Raw genomic sequence first — 16,505 nt, 5'->3', positions numbered from 1 at the left:
CAAAGCGCCGCCGCACCCTTGGGCACGGAAAGCATTTCTCTACGATACCGTTCTCAATATCATTATAACATACTCTTCTCTTCTATGAGAACATTCGACGGCGAAGTTCTTGCGAAGTTTCTTCGTATCGTCGATTATCGGGATGCAGGCGCACAGGAATCCTATGCGGCTGTTCTCTGACGAATCCATCCTCCATCATACAGAAAAAACGCCTCGAAACCAACGATTTCGAGGCGTTCGGGTTCTATGTGCGCAAGACGTAAAGGGGTACATGCCGTGAAGCTTATCGCCATGAAGCGATCCTTCGCGTGCGGCGTTCAGCCTTCGGCAATCTCACGCCAGAAGCTCCGCCCTCGCGTCACAAGCTCCACGCCGAAGATCTCGGCGATCGTCGCGCCGACGTCGGCGAATGCGGAGCGCGTGCCGAGGTCGACGCCCGCGCGTACCGCCGCGCCATAAGCCAGAAGCGGCACATATTCGCGCGTGTGGTCAGTGCCGGGCGCACCGGGATCGCAGCCGTGATCAGCCGTGATCATGAGCGCGTCCGTCTCCTTCATCGCCGCGAGAAACTCGCCGAGCCATGCGTCGAATTCCATGACGGCGCGTGCATATCCTGCCGTATCACGACGATGACCGAAGACCATATCGAAGTCGACGAGATTGACGAAGGCAAGACCCGTGAAGTCCTCGCCGAGGAGCGATCTCGTCTTTTTCATGCCGTCGGCGTTGTCCTCGTTCGTGCCAAGGCTCTTCGTCAGACCTTTTCCTGCAAAGATGTCGGAGATCTTGCCGACGCCGATGGAGGCGAATCCTGCGTCCTTCAATGCGTCGAGCACGGTCGCCGGCGGCTCAAGCGAGAAGTCGTGCCGTCCCGCCGTGCGCTCATAGTTCGGATACTCGCCGACGAAGGGACGCGCGATGACTCTGCCGACGCCGTGCTTGCCGCACATAATGGCACGCGCCTTGCGGCACGCCTCGTAAAGTTCCTCACGCGGCACGACGCCCTCGTGCGCCGCGAGCTGCAGCACACTGTCCGCCGAGGTGTAGACGATGAGCGCGCCCGTCTCGATGTGCTCGCGCCCGTAGTCATGAATGACCTGCGTGCCCGAATACGGCTTGTTGCAGATGAGCTTCCTGCCGATGCTCGCCTCAAGCGCGGCGATGATCTCGGGCGGGAAGCCCGCAGGGTACGTCGGCATCGGATGCTCGCCGACGATGCCCGCCAGCTCCCAATGCCCCGTCGTCGTGTCCTTGCCGCGCGAGCTTTCCCGCAGCCGCGCAAAAGCGCCGCGCGGCGCAGGCACGCGAAGCGCGGCTGCCTCTGCCGCGTCCTTGATGCCGTCGACGGAGAAAAGCCCGAGTGAGGCGAGGTGCGGCGCGGCGAAGCCGTCTGTGCGCACGAGGCTCAGCAGCGTATTGCACGCGCCGTCGCCGAAGTCGGCGGCATCGGGCGCCGCGCCGACGCCGAAACTGTCGAGCACGATGAGGAACACGCGCTTGATCTTTTTCAAAGTTCATCGCCCCTTTCCTTGCGTGCGAAGTATTCGCGGTCGAGAATGCCGAGAATTACGAGATTTTCATAAACGCCGTCCGTCAGAATCGTCTCGCGGATCAGCCCCTCGCGCACGAGACCTTCCGACTCGTAGACATGCAGCGCGCGCGCGTTGTAATCCTTGCAGTCGAGCCAAGCGCGGTGGAACTTGAGATCGTCGAACGCCCACGACTTCAGGAGCTTGAGCGTTTCGTGCCCATAGCCCTCGCCCTTCTTGTCGAGGATGATGCGCGTCCACTCGATCTCCTTCGACGGATTGTTGAGCCCTGCGATCATCAGGAATCCGACCGGCTCCAAGGTGTCTATGCACTCGATGACAAGATGAATCGCTCCCTCGGTGTTGAGCGTCTGGCTATGCACCTCGCGCTCCCACGGAATGACGAATTTGCCGTTCTCGGGGCGAAATTCGACTTCGAGGATGTAGTCGAGATCCCTCTCCTCCGCCTGTCGAAACTGCAGGCGCGGACCCTTTTTCACAATGCCCTGCATACGATGCTCCTTTCTATCGCGTCAAAGCAGGCTGTGCATACGACCAAGCTCCTGAATGCGCTCCACCGACATTTTCGACACCCGCGCGATGGTTTCCAGCGGCAGCTTCTCTCTCAGCATACCGAGAATGAACGCCGATGTCTCTTCCTCACGAACCTCCTCACGAACAGCTTCTTCAAAATCCTTTTGGTTCCACTCGAAATTGACCATGTCGATGACCTCGCTTTCATGTAACTCCAGAAAGTTTTTCATGATGTCGTTCTCACGGCAATAGCGCACGGCAGTTCGGATGGCGATCGCCCGTTCCACCCCTTGAGCGATATTTTTCTTGACACAGGCAACGAAAAAACTGTAATCGTGCAATGCCTGGCTTTTTTGCAGCAGCTTCTTCCCGCTATCATAGGCAATATTATGACAGAGAACCGTCAGCTCCAAAAAACCTTTCCCATTTTCTATCATATAAGCATCAGAAAGATTCAGTAAATGACTCTCCCGCACATCGTTTTCATCCAAGTAAAACACATGAAACTCTGGCGCAGGAAGCTTAATCTTCACATTCTGATAGAGCTTTTTCGCTTCCACCAGCGTGCGGAATTGTTCACAGATATAATATAAGCAACGAAGTGCCATGTTTGGATTCCAAGTGCTTTGATGCTCCAAAAGAATCAGATAGCAGCCCTCGATCAAAAAGGATATATCGTTTTTCAACTGCGAAAGGAACGTGCCTTCGAGGGTCATAATCTGAATCTTTTCATTCGCTGCGTATGTCCTTCCATGAAGCGCCCCTGCGACATCTCTCAGACGGTCGACGTCATTCATATATGCGCGGAACACCGTATCTTGATATTGGCGGCCTTTTGCCATGCGTGTGCTCCTTTCGCTGTGCTTCCTTTAGGAAACGCTGATAAATTCAGCCACCCATCTTCACACATCTGCGCTGTCCTCTCGTCGTCGACAAATCCTCGACGTAGCACCGCTACGCCTGTGGTTTGTCTCCTTGCTGAGCCGTCCAAGAGCCAAGTCCGAAGGACGCAGGCGATTGGGCAACGGCTCGTATGCGAAAACGTCCCAAGAATGCAAGCGCGAAGTGCGCCGCATGATTGGCTGACGTTGACCGCGATAGATACAGCGCATCTGTGCAAATCTGGGCGACCTCATTTTATCAGTGTTTCCTCTATTATACCACAAGAAGCCGCTTCTTTCAGTCAAGCTCCTGCAAGATCTCGCCGAGCAGCCATTCGGCGAATACGCCGCAGCCTTCGTGCCGTCGGATGTGCGCGGCGTCTTCCATCGTGAGCGTCTTGGCGGCGAAGGCGCGGTCAGCTGCGGCGAGGAGCGGCGCGTCAATCGCCGTGTCGCCGGCGGCGTAGACCCAGCGCGGCAAAAAGCGGCGGCGCAGCTCCCGGAGCGCCGCGCCCTTTGTGAGCTTCGGCGGAAAGAAGTAGATCTTCCTGCCCGACGGCTCGACGCGAAGGCTCGTCTCTCTTTGGCACTTTTCCGCCATCGACCGCACGTCCACGCCGTCGGCGCAGTAAACGAAGAGATAGGCATCGTCGACGATGCGGCAGCGGATGAACGCGGGATCGCCCAGATAGAGCGCGTGACAGCGTGCGATCTCCTCTCGTGCAGGGGCGATCAAAGCGTCATGCGCCTCGCGCCACGCGGCATCGACCTCGCTGCCGTGCAGGAGCACCGCGCCGTTCGTCGTCACGGCGTATTCGGGCGCTGTGCCTTCCGGCCACTCGATGCGCCGATACTGCTCGATGGAGCGCGTCGTCACGGGAATCAGCTGCACTTTTTGCGAGACTTCGCGCAGACGCTCGACAGCGAGCGGCGTCATGAAGCCGTGCGCCCTGCCCTCGATATGCTCGACGCAAATATCGCCCTCGCGCTTGTGACTGCGCGAGTAGAGCAGCGTGTTGTCGAGATCGGAAGCGAATACGATGTCTTTCATGTCAGTTGTCGGCGAGCGATCGTATGAGTCCACATGCGAGATAATTCTCCAGCGGATACTCTACGACCTCGACGCCTTTCTCCTTTGCCAGTTGATAGAGATGACCGAGCCGCGCTTCGTCCGTGCGGCTCTTGACGAGAAGTTTCCACGGCAGGCGGCGCAGAAGGACGCGCGTCGCCTCGCCGATGCCGGGCTTCACGAGGTTGATGTCGCGAATGCCGAAATCGCCCGCGATGCGCTCGACCTCGGCGAGCCCCGACCGATGCGCCGCGCCCTCCTCGCGCACGGGCGGCGCTTCCTCGGGGAAGCGCCTTTCCACCGCCCCGATAAAGTCATACGTCAGATCCTTTTCGCGCAGTCCTTCGTAAAAGGCCGCGCCGTGAAAGTCCGCCGCGCCGATCAAATCATCACGCAGCACCGTGCGGCTCAGAAGCCCCGACACCGTCGAGTTCAGGCACGAACTCGCGATGAGAAAGTCCTCGTGCGTGCCGCACTTCTCCGCCACATAGGCTGGATCGGACAGGACGGCAAGCCCCGCGCTCACGCCGCGAAACTCTGCCGCATCGTTTGCAAGCTCGCGCGCAATCGCGCCCTTGCCCGTCCAGCCGTCGACGAACTGCAGAGCCTCGGGCGCATGACGCGCAAGGATGTACGTCATGGCGTTCTTGTCGATGCCCCTGCCGCGAATGATGGAAATCGTGTAGTGCGCGACGTCCGCGCCAAAGCGCCTCTTGATATAGCGCTTGAGCAAGATGCCGATGGGCGTGCCCGCGCGGGCGAGCGAGACGAGCGCGGCGGATGCGCCCTTCTCCTCATAAATCTTCTCGGCGAGACTCGCCGTCGCATGGGCTGTGATCTCAGCGTAGCGCGAGAGCGCGTCGAAGTACGCCTTCAGGTACTTTTCCGACGGCTCATATTCCAAGGGCAGCATCTCTGAGTAATGCCTGCCCGACTGAATGAGCTTTTCCCTCTCTGCCGTCGGCAGAGGGTCGAGCTTTCCCGTGATGTCTTTCAAAAGGATCGTCACGTCGTCCTTGTGGTATGTGCTGAACATCGTCCGCTCCTTCCTCGTCATTCGTCGCGGCTCATCAGACAGACGATGTCCATGCAGCCGCTCTCGCGCAGGGCGCGGGCGATACTCTCGACCGCCTCATGCGCTTCGTGCGCCGTGTCCGAGACGATGACGGCATGATGGTACGAACGCAGATTGTAGATGTACGTCGCGCGTGCCGCATCGTAGAAGCTTTGCACCTGCCAGCCCGCTTCGATGGGATAGCCCTCCTCGTCCGAGATGCCGATGGGGCTTCTCGTCGTCGCGTGGAAGAATACGTTCTCCCAGCCCTTCGTCTCCAAGACCTTGCCGACCATGAGCCCCGGCATCATGCATTCCTCCGTGCCGAGCACAAGGATCGATTCGTGCTTCGCCCAAGCGATGCGCTCAGCGAGGATGAGCCCCGCGCCCTGCCAGAGGAGCATATAGTCGCCGATCGCGACGCCCGTGCGCGGCGTCGCGTGCTCGCCGAGCGCAAGCGTGCGGTAGGGGTAGCGGCGGGACGGCTCGCGGCAGTCCGCCGCCCCGCGCGTTTGAAACGCCGCCGCGCGTGTCTCGTAGTCGCCGGGCGCAAGCTCTACGAGCGCGACGCACTCGACGCCGCACGCCAAGAGCCGCTCGCGATCCGCCGCCGTCAAGCGGTTCAGGATGGACGCCGCGACGAGCTTTTTTTCACGAAGCGCAGGCAGCTTCTCCTTCATCTGCGCAATGATATTAGAGAGCGTCCTGCCCGTCGAGATCTCATCGTCGACGAAGACGACCGTATCCGTCTCAGCGAGCTGCGCTTCGAGCGCATCGACGGCGAGGCGCTGCTCGGGCGCATGACTGTGCTCTTCCAAAAACTCGATCGTGCGCACGCCGGACGGCAATTCCTCGCGCGTCGTCTGCACGTAGAGGCACGCGTCCGCGAGCGACTTCGCAACGACGGCGCCGATGGCAGTCGCCGTCTCGGCGAAGCCGATGACGAGCCTTGCCGAAGGACAGCTTGCTGCGACCTTCTCGCCGAGCGCTTTCATCATGGCGAGAGCGCGGCTCGGAGCGGCAGGTATATGCTTTCCCTGCAGGGGATTGACGAGGAGATAGCCGCGCTTTGCGTTCCTATGCCGCTTTGCCACGCGCAGCACCTCATCTGCCGTATAGTTCATCGCGTCCCTCCTCACGCCCCGAGCTGCTTCGGCGTCTCAAGATTCGCCACGCGGTAAACCCGACTGCGGTCGGGGTACTGCCACGGCTTTTCCTTGCCGAGAAGCTGACTGAGGGCGATGTCCGGCACGTTGACGCCCGTTGCGAGACACGAGAGCTGCAGCCCGCCCGACATGCGCGGATTGATTTCCAACAGGAAGTATTTTTCTCCATCGCCCTTGAACTGGATGTTGATCGGCACATCCATCTGCAGAAGGTTCATCATCGTGCGGCATTTCTCGACGATCTCCTCATCGAAGCGGACTTCCGAATAGCGGTGGTTCGTCTTGAAGCGCGGAATGATGATCTCCCCGCCGGGCGTCCTCAGGCAGTCGACGCTGATCTCCTGCCCTTCGAGGTACGGCATAAGCATAAACGGCACGGAAAAGTCGTAGCCCCGGACAATCGTGCGCATCATATCCCATGTGAGCTTCATGCCGGGCTTTCGCCGCACGTCGCCCGACCGCAGAAGCGTATCGTCGATGACGCGGAACGTCTCGGCTCCCTCGTCCTTCGTCAGCTTGCAGCAGACGCGCCGGCAATGGGGACGCAAGGTCTCGTAGGCGGCGCAGAACTCCTCGTAAGTGCCTGCAACGAGGTGCGCAGGCACGAGGGATGCGTCGCGCGCCTCGAAGAAAGCGTACGTCGCCGCCTTATCATCCAAAAGCCGCATGATCTTATAATCGCTGCCCGCCGCAAGAATCGTGCCTGCGGCGCGAAACTCCTCCATGTGGCGCGAAAGCAGCGTCAAGCCGCGTCGCGGAAAAAAGACGTCGATCTTGTTCCTCTTGCAAAACTCTAAACAATACTCCACATATTCATCGGAAACGGGAAGCGTCGGTTCCGTATGCCATTCGTCGGAAACGAGACGATAGAGCGCATTTGGATTGGCGCTTGAGCCGACGAAGGTGATCTTTCCGGGCGAACCCGACCGCATCAGCTCGATCAGATGGTATGCCGTGCTGAACCATTGGTTGAACCATACTCGCATAAAAACTTCCCCTTACCTTTTGCTTTCGGCGGCACATGCCGCTCCATCTTCCTTGACACCGTAAATTTTCGCGAGCGTCAGCACGCGCTTCGCCCACTTGGCATGTGTCTTGACTTCGTTCATGCGCGTGCCGTCCCAGCTCTTCTTCACGCCCGCCTTCTCATCTTGCCAGTCGGCGATCATTTTCGCATCTTCGAAGTCGGCGCGCTCCGCCCTCAGACTGTCGAATACGAACGGAAGCTGCGCGGGATGGATGACCGTCTTGCCGATGAAGCCGTTCAGGCGATCAAGCTCCAGCTCCCTCTTGAGCCCTCGCGCCCACGCGCCCGCAGGATCATCGCCGAAGTAGTTCCAGACCGGACCGGAGACGACGTAGTCACGCGCGAAGATGTTCAGAATGTCGATGAGGATATCGCGCACGACGCCGACGGCATAGATGGAATGCGCAATCGAGCGGCGCACGCCGTAAAGGTTGCTGAAATCATTGCCGCCGACACGAATGTTCAAGACATATTCACGGTGCGCGTCGAAGATCGCCTTGAGTTCACCCAAGACGGCGGCGCGGCTCTTGACATCGGCGATGGACGGACTTTCAAGAACCGGCATGAGGTAACGCTTCTTTGCCGACCCATCATTCAACATGCGCATAAGTTCCATATACGATTCGACGTTGCCAAGATTCACCTTCGGAAGAACGTAGCCTGTCAAGACGTCGCCCGCTGCGCCCACAAAGTCGAGGAAGTGCTCCATGTGATCCGCCGTACGCACGCGCACGAAGAGCAGCGGCTTTTCGCGCCGATCCTCCTCGTAGACTTCCTTGAGCGCCGCGAGATTCGTGCGCAGGACCCGCTCGGCGTCTACGACCGCCGTATCGCCGATCGCATCCTCAAGGCAGAAACAGATGGCAGTCAAATGCGCATGTTCGCGCCGACGAATCTTCTCTACGATATTTTCCTGGTAAGCAGGCATGTAGAGAAGCCCGCCCACCTTGTACTGCAAGATTTCCCTATCTTCCATTCATGGTAAACCTCCATCTTCAGGAATCACGGCTAATCCGCGTCCCTTCTTTATTCCACGCTGAGTCCGTAGTCCTCGCAGAGTCTCGCCAGTCCCGCCTCGTAGCCCGCACCGACGATCTTGAGTTTCCATGCGCCGCGATGGCGGTAAATCTCCGCCGCGTTCACGGTCTTCTCGCGATGCAGCGCGTCGAGCGCGAAGCCGTACTTCGGCTCACCGTCCTCTGCAAGCGTCACACGCGGCGCACGCACATGGGAAAAATCCCTGCCCGTGCCGTCGTCGTAAACGGCGAAGCAGAGGACGATGCGCTCGACAGCCGCGCCGATCTTCGCGACGTCGATGCTCGCACCGATGCGATCGCCCGCCTTTTCCACCTCGATGCTGCCGTCGCCTGCACGCACGTTGCCGAAAAAGATCAAATCCTCATCGCCCTGCACGCGCCCGCCCTCATAGAGACGAAACACGTATGCATCGACATCGACGCCCGCCTCGCTTCCTTCGTCCTCATAAAAAAAGGCCAGCTTCTCGTCCCCTTCGAGCTTCAGCCGCTCGCCGCGCACAAGCTGCGGCAAAGGCGGGCGCGGCGCCGACGCCCGCCTTTGCGGTGCGCCTGCGGCAGCCTCGCCCGCGACGAATATGCGCCGCTCCTCATGCGAAGACTGCAGGCGCAGCGCGCCATAGACGACCGTCCCTTCACGCATTGCGGGAAGCGTCAAGACGAAACCGCCGTCGCCCGCCCGCAAAAGCTCCGGCGTAAGCCGTGCGCCCGAAATTTCCCCTGTCACGCGCGTCTCCTCTGCAAACGCAGCGGCGATGGCGAAGGAATTCTCACGCTCGGGCGCAAACACGCCGCAGTCGATGAACTTCGGCAGCGCCGCCGAAGAGCCGCCGGTACGGGCAGCATTCCTTGCCTGCTCTCTTTCCATCGCATCCATCTCCGTCGTCGATTTTCAGCAGCCCCGGGAGCGGGACTCTGAAATCCGCTACGCCGCAGCCGCATCAGGACCTTACCTCAAAAACGGGAGGCGCAAGGCCTCCCGTTTTTTTCCAGTGCTTTGTCAAACATTCACGCCGTAAGCGCGGCAAAGGGCTTCGAGCCCCCCTTGATAGCCCGCGCCGACCGCATTGAACTTCCACTCGCCGTTGTGCCGATAGATCTCGCAGACGACGAGCGCCGTTTCAATCGAGAACTCTTCCATCAAATCGAAGCGCAAAACCTCCGTGCCCTGCATATCCTGCGCGTTCGCCATGCGTGCGACGCGCACATAGGCGTTAGACACCTGCCCGAAGTTCTGCTTGCGCACCTCAGCCTCATAGATCGTCACAGTGATGGCGATCTTATCGACGTCGGGCGGTACCTTCGAGAAGTCGATGGTCAGGACCTCGTCGTCGCCGTCTCCTTCGCCCGTCAAGTTGTCGCCCGTATGATGCACCGAGCCGTCGGAGCTGTCGAGATTGCCGTAGAAGATAAAATCCTCGTCCTTTCGCACCTTGCCGTTCGCGCCCAAGAGGAACGCCGAGGCATCGAGGTCGAAGTCCGTGCCGCCGTCGTACCGGTTGACGTCCCAGCCGAGACCGACGAGCGCCATCGTCATGCCCTTGTCGAGGCTCACGCGCTGGCCTTTGGAAAGATTCACCGCCATGTATCATTTACCTCCCTTTTTCGCAATTTCCTGTATCCATGTTTCAAAGCCCTCGGGATTCCTCGTCTGGATAAGTACGGGCCCGGGACCTCGGAAGCGGCACACGAGGCATTCGCCCGACATGACGCTTGAGATCCAGCCGTTCGACGCCTTCTCGATTTTATAGTTCATGTAGTCGGGCCACGCGACGAGGTGACCATTGTCCACAATGACCTCCTCGCCCTCTGCGAGATTCAGCACATGGATGACGCCATAGCTGCTCAGAAAAGCGATGCCCTTGCCCGTGAGTTTCAGCAGGAAGAAGCCTTCCTTCGAGAAAAAGCCCTGCATAAGCCCCTGCATCTTCGAATCGACGTTGATCGTCTCCTCTGCCGCAAGGAAGCCGCCCTTCTGTACGATCATGCCATAGGAGCCGTCCAAGGCGACATCCATGATGCCGCCGGGCAGCGGATGCCCGAAGAGCACCTTGCCTGCGCCGCGCGACGCCACGAGACGCTGCATGAAGAAGCTCTCGCCCGTAAAGACGCGGCGCATGATGCCGCCGAGCACGCCGCCCTCCATCTTGCCCTCGACGTCAACGGTCGCATCCATAGCGATCATCGCATCCGACTCCGCCTTGATCGCCTCGCCGTGACGCAGCGAGCATTCGACTACAGGAAAAGCCTCAGGATATAAGATCTTATATTCCATCATCGCACCCCTTTCGATGATAAGCTGCACGCACAAACGCCCACTTTGCGGACATTGTACGCCGCCCTTACAGAAGCCTGCCCAATCGGTCTGCATCTTCGGCTCGACCTCTTGGAGCTTCATGGTAAGAGGCTGTGCACGAGTCTGAGCGACTTATGCACAGCCCCCTTCTCTCGCCTCCCCCGATGAGGGAGACTCCTCCAACAAAAGAATGTGCTTAGATGTTGACGCCGTAAGCCTTGCCGAGTGCGCCGAGACCGCCGCTGTATCCCGCGCCGACGGCGTTGAACTTCCACTCCGTCCCCTGACGATAGAGCCTGCCGACGACGACCGCCGTCTCAATCGAGAAGTCTTCACCGAGATCAAAGCGCACAAGCTCCTCACCCGAAGCCTCGTTGACGACGCGGATGAAAGCGTTCGACACCTGTCCGAAGTTCTGCTTGCGCTCATCAGCTTCGTAGATCGTGACCGTGAAGTCGATCTTATCGATCGAAGCCGGCACCTTCGAGAGGTCGACCTTGATCTGCTCATCGTCGCCTTCGCCCTCGCCCGTCAGATTGTCGCCCGTATGCTCTACGCCGCCCGAAGCGTGCTTGAGATTTCCGTAGAAAACGAAGTCCGCGTCACTCGTGACCTTTTCATCCGGTCCGAGAAGGAATACCGAAGCGTCGAGATCGAAGTCGGAGCCGCCGTCGTACTTGTTCGTGTCCCAGCCGAGACCGATCAAGAGCTTTGAAAGTCCCGGATTGCTCTTCGTCAAATCAACCTTCTGTCCTTTTTTCAAACTGATTGCCATGAAGATTCCTCCTTATCGTAGAACGCGGAAAACGCTGCATAGCCGCGCTTCCTCAACCCAAGGCACATGCGTGCCGCCTCATGGGAAAGCCGAAGCCGCCCCTATATCAAGCCGCTAGGCATGATGACCTGTTTCCTTACTGGTAGCGCTTCGCCAGCGCGTTAAGCCCCGTATCCGTCGTGCCCTGCCCGATGGCGTTGAACTTCCATTCGCCGTTGTGGCGGTAGATCTCGCCAAAGATCATCGCCGTCATGCCTGCGTAGCTCTCCGAAAGGTTGTAGCGGCAGAACTCCTCGCCCGTCCGCTCGTCGCATATACGGATGAAAGCGTTCGCGATCATGCCGAAGTCCTGCTTCCTCGACTCGCAGTCATAGATGTTGACGACAAATACGAGCTTGTCGTAGTCTGCGGGCACAGCCGTAAGATCGACGAGAATCTGCTCATCGTCGCCCTCGCCGTCACCCGTGAGGTTGTCGCCCGTATGGACGATCGCCCCCGACGAATGCTTGAGGTTGCCGAAATAGACGATGTCGTTCTTCCCTGAGAGACGGCCGCCCTTGCAGACGATCACGCTCGCATCGCAGTCGATGTCGGGCGCAGAGCCGCCGAAGATGGAGCCGAAAAGCCCGCCCTTTTTCTCTTGCTTGACAGGATCCCAACCAAGCCCGATGCGAATGCGCGATAGCGCCTGTCCGTCCGACTTCTTCAAGTTTACCTTTTGTCCCTTTTGCAGATTCACGCCCATATTCCTGCCTCCTCGATTTCTCTTTTAGAAATAGTCTTATGTAAAATAATTCGCCCTGCCGTCGCCTTTTCCCTTCATGGCTTTGATGAAAATTTCTTTCATACACCCATCGCCTTCCGTCGAAGCAAAGCGGCTGCTCGCGGCGAAATCCTACACGCTCAATCCTTGCTGCCCGCCTCCCAGCGAAGCCCCCAGTGATACGTCGCGTCCATCATCTTATGTCCGCCGAAGAACTGCACGAGCTTCTCGACGCTGAAGGTGTCGTTGATGTTTTCGAGCATGGCAATCGCGCACATGCGCAGGGACGAGCCGTACTCATCCATGCGCACGATGATGTCGGGGCTGCCCGGGCACTTGACAGTCACGACGCCGTCCGCCTGCTGCCAGTTGGCGACGCCCTCGTAAATGAACGTGTAGACGAGGATGCGCTTGATCTTCGATGCCATCTTGCCGTTGACGCGAAGCGTCTCGCCGGCCGCGTTGCTGCCCGTGCGGTCGTCGCCGTCGAGCGCGATCCAGGGGCGGTGCGAAAGGCTGCCGAAGTCATTGCCGAGCGCCTGCACGCAGCCGATCTCGCCGTCTTGAAGCTCGTAGAGGCAGCCGAGATCGAGGTCGATGCCGCCCGCGCCTCCCCCGCCGCCGAAGATGGATGCGAGAAGCCCCTGCTTCTTCGTCTGCGGCTGCTGATGCCAGTTGAGGTTGATGGCGATCTCGCCAAGTCCGCCGCCGCCCTTGACGAGGCTGACCTTCTGGCCCTTTTTCAGCTCGACCTTCTTCGGCGCAGTCGGCGGCTGCGCGGGCGGCGCAGCGGGCGATACAGGCGGCACGGGCGGTGCAGGCACCGCTCCCGGTCTGCCGAGGTTCAGCGGCTGATGCGGCGCAGGGGCGGTTTCTGCACCCGGTCTGCCGAGATTCAGCGGCGAACGCGGTGCGGGCGGCACGGCGGGCGCGGGCGATACAGGCGGCGCAGGCGGCGCGGCGGGACGCGGCGGTGGCGTCGGCGGCGCAGGCGGTGCGGCGGGTGCGTCTCCCTGCCCCTCGCCGACCTCGACGCCGAAGTTTTTGCAAAGCGCCTCAAGGCCGCCGCTGAAGCCCGCGCCGACGGCGCTGAACTTCCACTCGCCCTTGTAGCGGTACAGCTCGCCGACGACGATCGCCGTCTCCACGGAGAAGCCCTGCCCGAGATCGTAGCGCAGAAGCTCCGCGCCGCTCGCCGCGTCCATGATGCGGATGTACGCGCCCGCGACTTGGGAGAAATTCTGCCGCCTGGCATCCGCATCGTAGATCGTCGCCGTCACGGCGATTTTTTCGACCGAAGCGGGAACGGCGGCGAAGTCGACGCGCACCTGCTGCATATCGCCGCCCGCAGGCGCAGCGATATGCTCGACCGCACCCGACGCATGACGCGCGTTGCCATAGAATACGAAGTCTGCGTCGCCCGCGACTTTCCCCCCCGCGCCGAGCAAAAACGCCGCCGTGTCAAGGTCGATCTTGGCATCTGCCTGCCAGCCCATGCCGACGAACACGCTTCGAAGCCCCGCATTGGTCTTCGTCAGATCGGCTTTCTGTCCCTTGCTGATGTTCATACCCATGCTTTTCCCTCCCGTAGAGTATAGGAATCACGGATAAATTCAGCCACCCATCTTCACACATCTGGGCGACCTCATTTTATCAGCGCTTCCTACAGATCGGCGGCGTCGATGCTCTCCACCGACGCCGCCTTGCAAATATTGAATTACGCCTTGCCTGCGACCATCTTGCGCAGCAGATCGATCGGCACGATCGTCACCGCCATGCCGAGCACGAACGCCCACTCCGTGAGCGTCAGCCCGTAGCAATGCAGGATCTCGCCGCCGAGATACGTCATGGCGACCTGGATGACGACGATCAGACCCATGACGCGCAGGAAGTCCGGATTGCGCGAAATATTGTCAAAGAGATTCTTCGAGTCGGTGCGTGCGTTGAACGCATTGAACACCGCCATGAAGATGAAGAACGCAAAGTAGCCCGTCAACAGATAGTGATTCGCCTCATCGGGGCGGAAATAGGCGTGCGCCGCGCCGCTCATGAGGAAATAGAGGCTCAGGGCGAAGCACCAAAGAGAGCCGACGCCGATGGATGACACCATGTACTTACTGATGATGCTCTCATCGCGCTGCTTGGGCTTTTCGTCCATGAAACGGCGCAGAGCCGGCTCGCCGCCAAAGGCGAGCGCCGCGAGCGTATCCATGACGAGGTTGATCCAGAGGAACTGCGTGATGGAAAGCGGCGTCTCCATGCCGAGAAGGGGCGCGGCAAAGGAGATCATGACAGCGGCGACGTTGATCGTCAGCTGGAAGATGATGAACTTCCTTATGCTGTTGTAGATCGTGCGTCCGTAGAGGATCGCACGCGCGAGCGACTTGAAGTTGTCGTCGAGGATGACGATGTCGCTCGCCTCCTTTGCGACTTCCGTGCCGCTGCCCATAGCGAAGCCGACGTCCGCCTGCTTCAAGGCAGGCGAGTCGTTGACGCCGTCGCCCGTCATGCCGACGACGAGGTTCATCTCCTGCGCGAGGCGCACGAGACGGCTCTTGTCGGTCGGAAGCGCACGCGCCACGACGCGAAGGCGCGGCAGAAGCTCCTTGACCGCCGCATCGTCGAGCGCGGCAAGCTCGTCACTCGTCATCGCGACATCGTCATCGCGCGAGAGAAGTCCCGCCTCCCTCGCAATGGCGCTCGCCGTGTCCTGGCGGTCGCCCGTGATCATGACGACCTGCACGCCCGCGCTGTGCACGCGACGGATCGCCTCGACGGACTCGGGACGCACCTCGTCGCGGATGCCGACTGCGCCGACGAAGACGAGGCCGCTCGCAGGAAGCGCGCCGCCCGCAGGAATCGCGCCCTCGTAGACGGCGAGCGCCAGCACGCGGATGGCACGCGCTGCAAGAGCGTCGATACAGTCCGTGATCGCCGCCCTATTCGTCAGCGGCTTCTTCTCGCCGTTCGCATCGTAATACGAGTCGCAGAGCGCGAGGATCTTCTCGGGTGCGCCCTTCGCTAAGGTCACGCTGTACTCGCCCGCGACCTCGGACAAGGAATACTTGTTCTTGCTGCTAAACGGTACGGCGTTCTTGACCTTCTCGTTCATCTCCGCGCTGTCTGCCGCGACGAAGCCGAAGATCGCGTGCTCCGTCGCATTGCCGCCGACAGCCTCCTTGCCGTTGATGACGGCGCTCGTATTGTAGCGCACGCTGAGGTTCACGAGCTTTTGAAGTCCCGCGCCCAGCTCGCTGTAAGCGGCATACTGCGTGCCCGCGCCGTCGACGAAAGCGACGGCTTCGAGCTGTCCCTTCGTGATCGTGCCCGTCTTATCGCTGAAAAGGAGGTTCAAGCTGCCCGCCGTCTCGATGCCCGAGATCTTTCGGACGAGCACGTTGTCTTTGAGCATCTTGCCCATGTTCTGCGCCGAGACGATGGCGATCATCAAAGGCAGACCCTCGGGCACGGCGACGACGATGATGATGACGGCGAGCATGACGGCGTCGACGAGGTCATGCGCGACGACGAGCCAGTTCGAACAGTACGCCATGATACGCGCCATATCGAAGCCGTTGTGAATGACGAGGCGCTGAAACATGAAGGCGATGGCGATCGCCACGCCGCCGATGTAGCCGAAGTTGCTGATCTGATGCGCGAGGTTCGAGAGCTTCACCTTCAAGGGCGTGTCGCGATCCTCGTCCGCCTGCAGCTCGCCCGCGATCTTGCCGTAGAACGTCTTGTCGCCGAGCGTCGTCGTACGCATCACAGCGTTGCCGCCGCAGACGACGGAGCCGCGGAACACCTTGTGCGGATGGAGGAAGTCCGAGCTTTTCTCCGCTTCCTCATCGCCCTCTGCCGCCGACGTCTTTGTCGCTTCTTTCGCCTCGCCGTTCAATACCGACTGATCGACCTGAATCGAGCCGTCGCAAACGACGCCGTCCGCCGGGATCTTGTCGCCCGTCTGCAGCAACACGAAATCGCCCATGACGATCTCGTCGATGGGAATCTCCGTCAGCGTGCCGTTGCGGTAGACCTTACACTTAATCAGCGACGCTTCCTCCTGCAGCTTCTGGAACGCATTCTCGTTCTGGTACTCCGAATACGTCGCGACCGTCGTCGCGAGGATCACGGCGAGCGCAATGCCCGCGGACTCATACCATGCGACCTGCCCGAGGATCGCAAAGACGACGTTGATGACGAGCGCCACGCAGAGAATCTTGATGATCGGATCGTCAAAACTCCCCTTGAGCTTCTCCCAGAAGCCCTCGCCTTTCTGCTCCGTGATACCGTTCGTACCGTGCCGCTCACGCGACGCGCGCACCTCTTCATCTGTCAAACCTTGAATCTTCATAAACGATCTCCTTAACTATACCT

15 protein-coding genes are annotated in these 16,505 nt (G+C 60.0%); all 15 read right to left on the bottom strand.

The genetic code is table 11. From position 1 onward, the window contains the following. Window positions 1–317 precede the first annotated feature (317 nt). Window positions 318–1,511, bottom strand: a complete 1,194-nt coding sequence (locus tag ACO5Z0_RS00920; RefSeq protein WP_485648826.1) for a phosphopentomutase — start codon at window positions 1,509–1,511, stop codon at window positions 318–320. Continuing rightward, entirely contained in the window at window positions 1,508–2,041 is a 534-nt protein-coding gene (locus ACO5Z0_RS00915; RefSeq protein ID WP_485648825.1) for a GNAT family N-acetyltransferase, read from the bottom strand. The genes ACO5Z0_RS00920 and ACO5Z0_RS00915 overlap by 4 nt, the downstream gene beginning before the upstream one ends. 21 nt (window positions 2,042–2,062) lie before the next feature. Further along, complete coding sequence (locus tag ACO5Z0_RS00910; protein WP_485648824.1) at window positions 2,063–2,905, bottom strand: transposase; 843 nt, start codon at window positions 2,903–2,905, stop codon at window positions 2,063–2,065. A gap of 337 nt (window positions 2,906–3,242) precedes the next feature. Continuing rightward, entirely contained in the window at window positions 3,243–3,995 is a 753-nt protein-coding gene (locus tag ACO5Z0_RS00905) for a haloacid dehalogenase (RefSeq protein WP_485648823.1), read from the bottom strand. A 1-nt stretch (window position 3,996) separates the two neighbouring features. After that, a complete protein-coding gene (locus ACO5Z0_RS00900; RefSeq protein WP_485648822.1) occupies window positions 3,997–5,070 on the bottom strand; it encodes a cysteine protease StiP family protein in 1,074 nt (357 codons plus the stop codon). Beyond that, window positions 5,067–6,191: a phosphoribosyltransferase domain-containing protein gene (locus ACO5Z0_RS00895; protein WP_485648821.1), complete on the bottom strand. Its 1,125-nt coding sequence runs from the start codon at window positions 6,189–6,191 to the stop codon at window positions 5,067–5,069. The genes ACO5Z0_RS00900 and ACO5Z0_RS00895 overlap by 4 nt, the downstream gene beginning before the upstream one ends. An 11-nt stretch (window positions 6,192–6,202) precedes the next feature. Then, entirely contained in the window at window positions 6,203–7,219 is a 1,017-nt protein-coding gene (locus tag ACO5Z0_RS00890) for an ATP-grasp domain-containing protein (protein ID WP_485648820.1), read from the bottom strand. 12 nt (window positions 7,220–7,231) lie between these two features. Continuing rightward, window positions 7,232–8,236 (bottom strand): HpcH/HpaI aldolase/citrate lyase family protein, encoded by a 1,005-nt coding sequence (locus ACO5Z0_RS00885; RefSeq protein WP_485648819.1) that lies wholly within the window; start codon window positions 8,234–8,236, stop codon window positions 7,232–7,234. A 50-nt stretch (window positions 8,237–8,286) separates the two neighbouring features. Then, window positions 8,287–9,162 carry a TerD family protein gene (locus tag ACO5Z0_RS00880; protein WP_485648818.1) on the bottom strand — a complete coding sequence of 292 codons (876 nt, stop codon included), beginning with the start codon at window positions 9,160–9,162 and terminating at the stop codon, window positions 8,287–8,289. A 132-nt stretch (window positions 9,163–9,294) separates the two neighbouring features. Continuing rightward, on the bottom strand, window positions 9,295–9,879 hold the full coding sequence (locus ACO5Z0_RS00875; RefSeq protein ID WP_442673227.1) for a TerD family protein: 585 nt from the start codon (window positions 9,877–9,879) through the stop codon (window positions 9,295–9,297). Window positions 9,880–9,882: 3 nt separating this feature from the next. Beyond that, complete coding sequence (locus ACO5Z0_RS00870) at window positions 9,883–10,572, bottom strand: TIGR00266 family protein (protein ID WP_442673232.1); 690 nt, start codon at window positions 10,570–10,572, stop codon at window positions 9,883–9,885. A gap of 214 nt (window positions 10,573–10,786) precedes the next feature. Then, a complete protein-coding gene (locus ACO5Z0_RS00865; protein WP_485648817.1) occupies window positions 10,787–11,365 on the bottom strand; it encodes a TerD family protein in 579 nt (192 codons plus the stop codon). A gap of 136 nt (window positions 11,366–11,501) precedes the next feature. After that, the gene (locus tag ACO5Z0_RS00860; protein ID WP_442673229.1) at window positions 11,502–12,110 is read right to left on the bottom strand and encodes a TerD family protein; all 609 of its coding nucleotides are present in this window, start codon (window positions 12,108–12,110) and stop codon (window positions 11,502–11,504) included. Window positions 12,111–12,268: 158 nt separating this feature from the next. Beyond that, a complete protein-coding gene (locus ACO5Z0_RS00855) occupies window positions 12,269–13,702 on the bottom strand; it encodes a TerD family protein (protein ID WP_485648816.1) in 1,434 nt (477 codons plus the stop codon). A gap of 143 nt (window positions 13,703–13,845) precedes the next feature. After that, window positions 13,846–16,482 (bottom strand): calcium-translocating P-type ATPase, PMCA-type, encoded by a 2,637-nt coding sequence (locus ACO5Z0_RS00850; RefSeq protein WP_485648815.1) that lies wholly within the window; start codon window positions 16,480–16,482, stop codon window positions 13,846–13,848. Between the last annotated feature and the right edge of the window lie 23 nt (window positions 16,483–16,505).

The organism is Selenomonas sp. (assembly GCF_057272215.1).
This window is presented reverse-complemented; position numbering and strand designations above follow the sequence as displayed.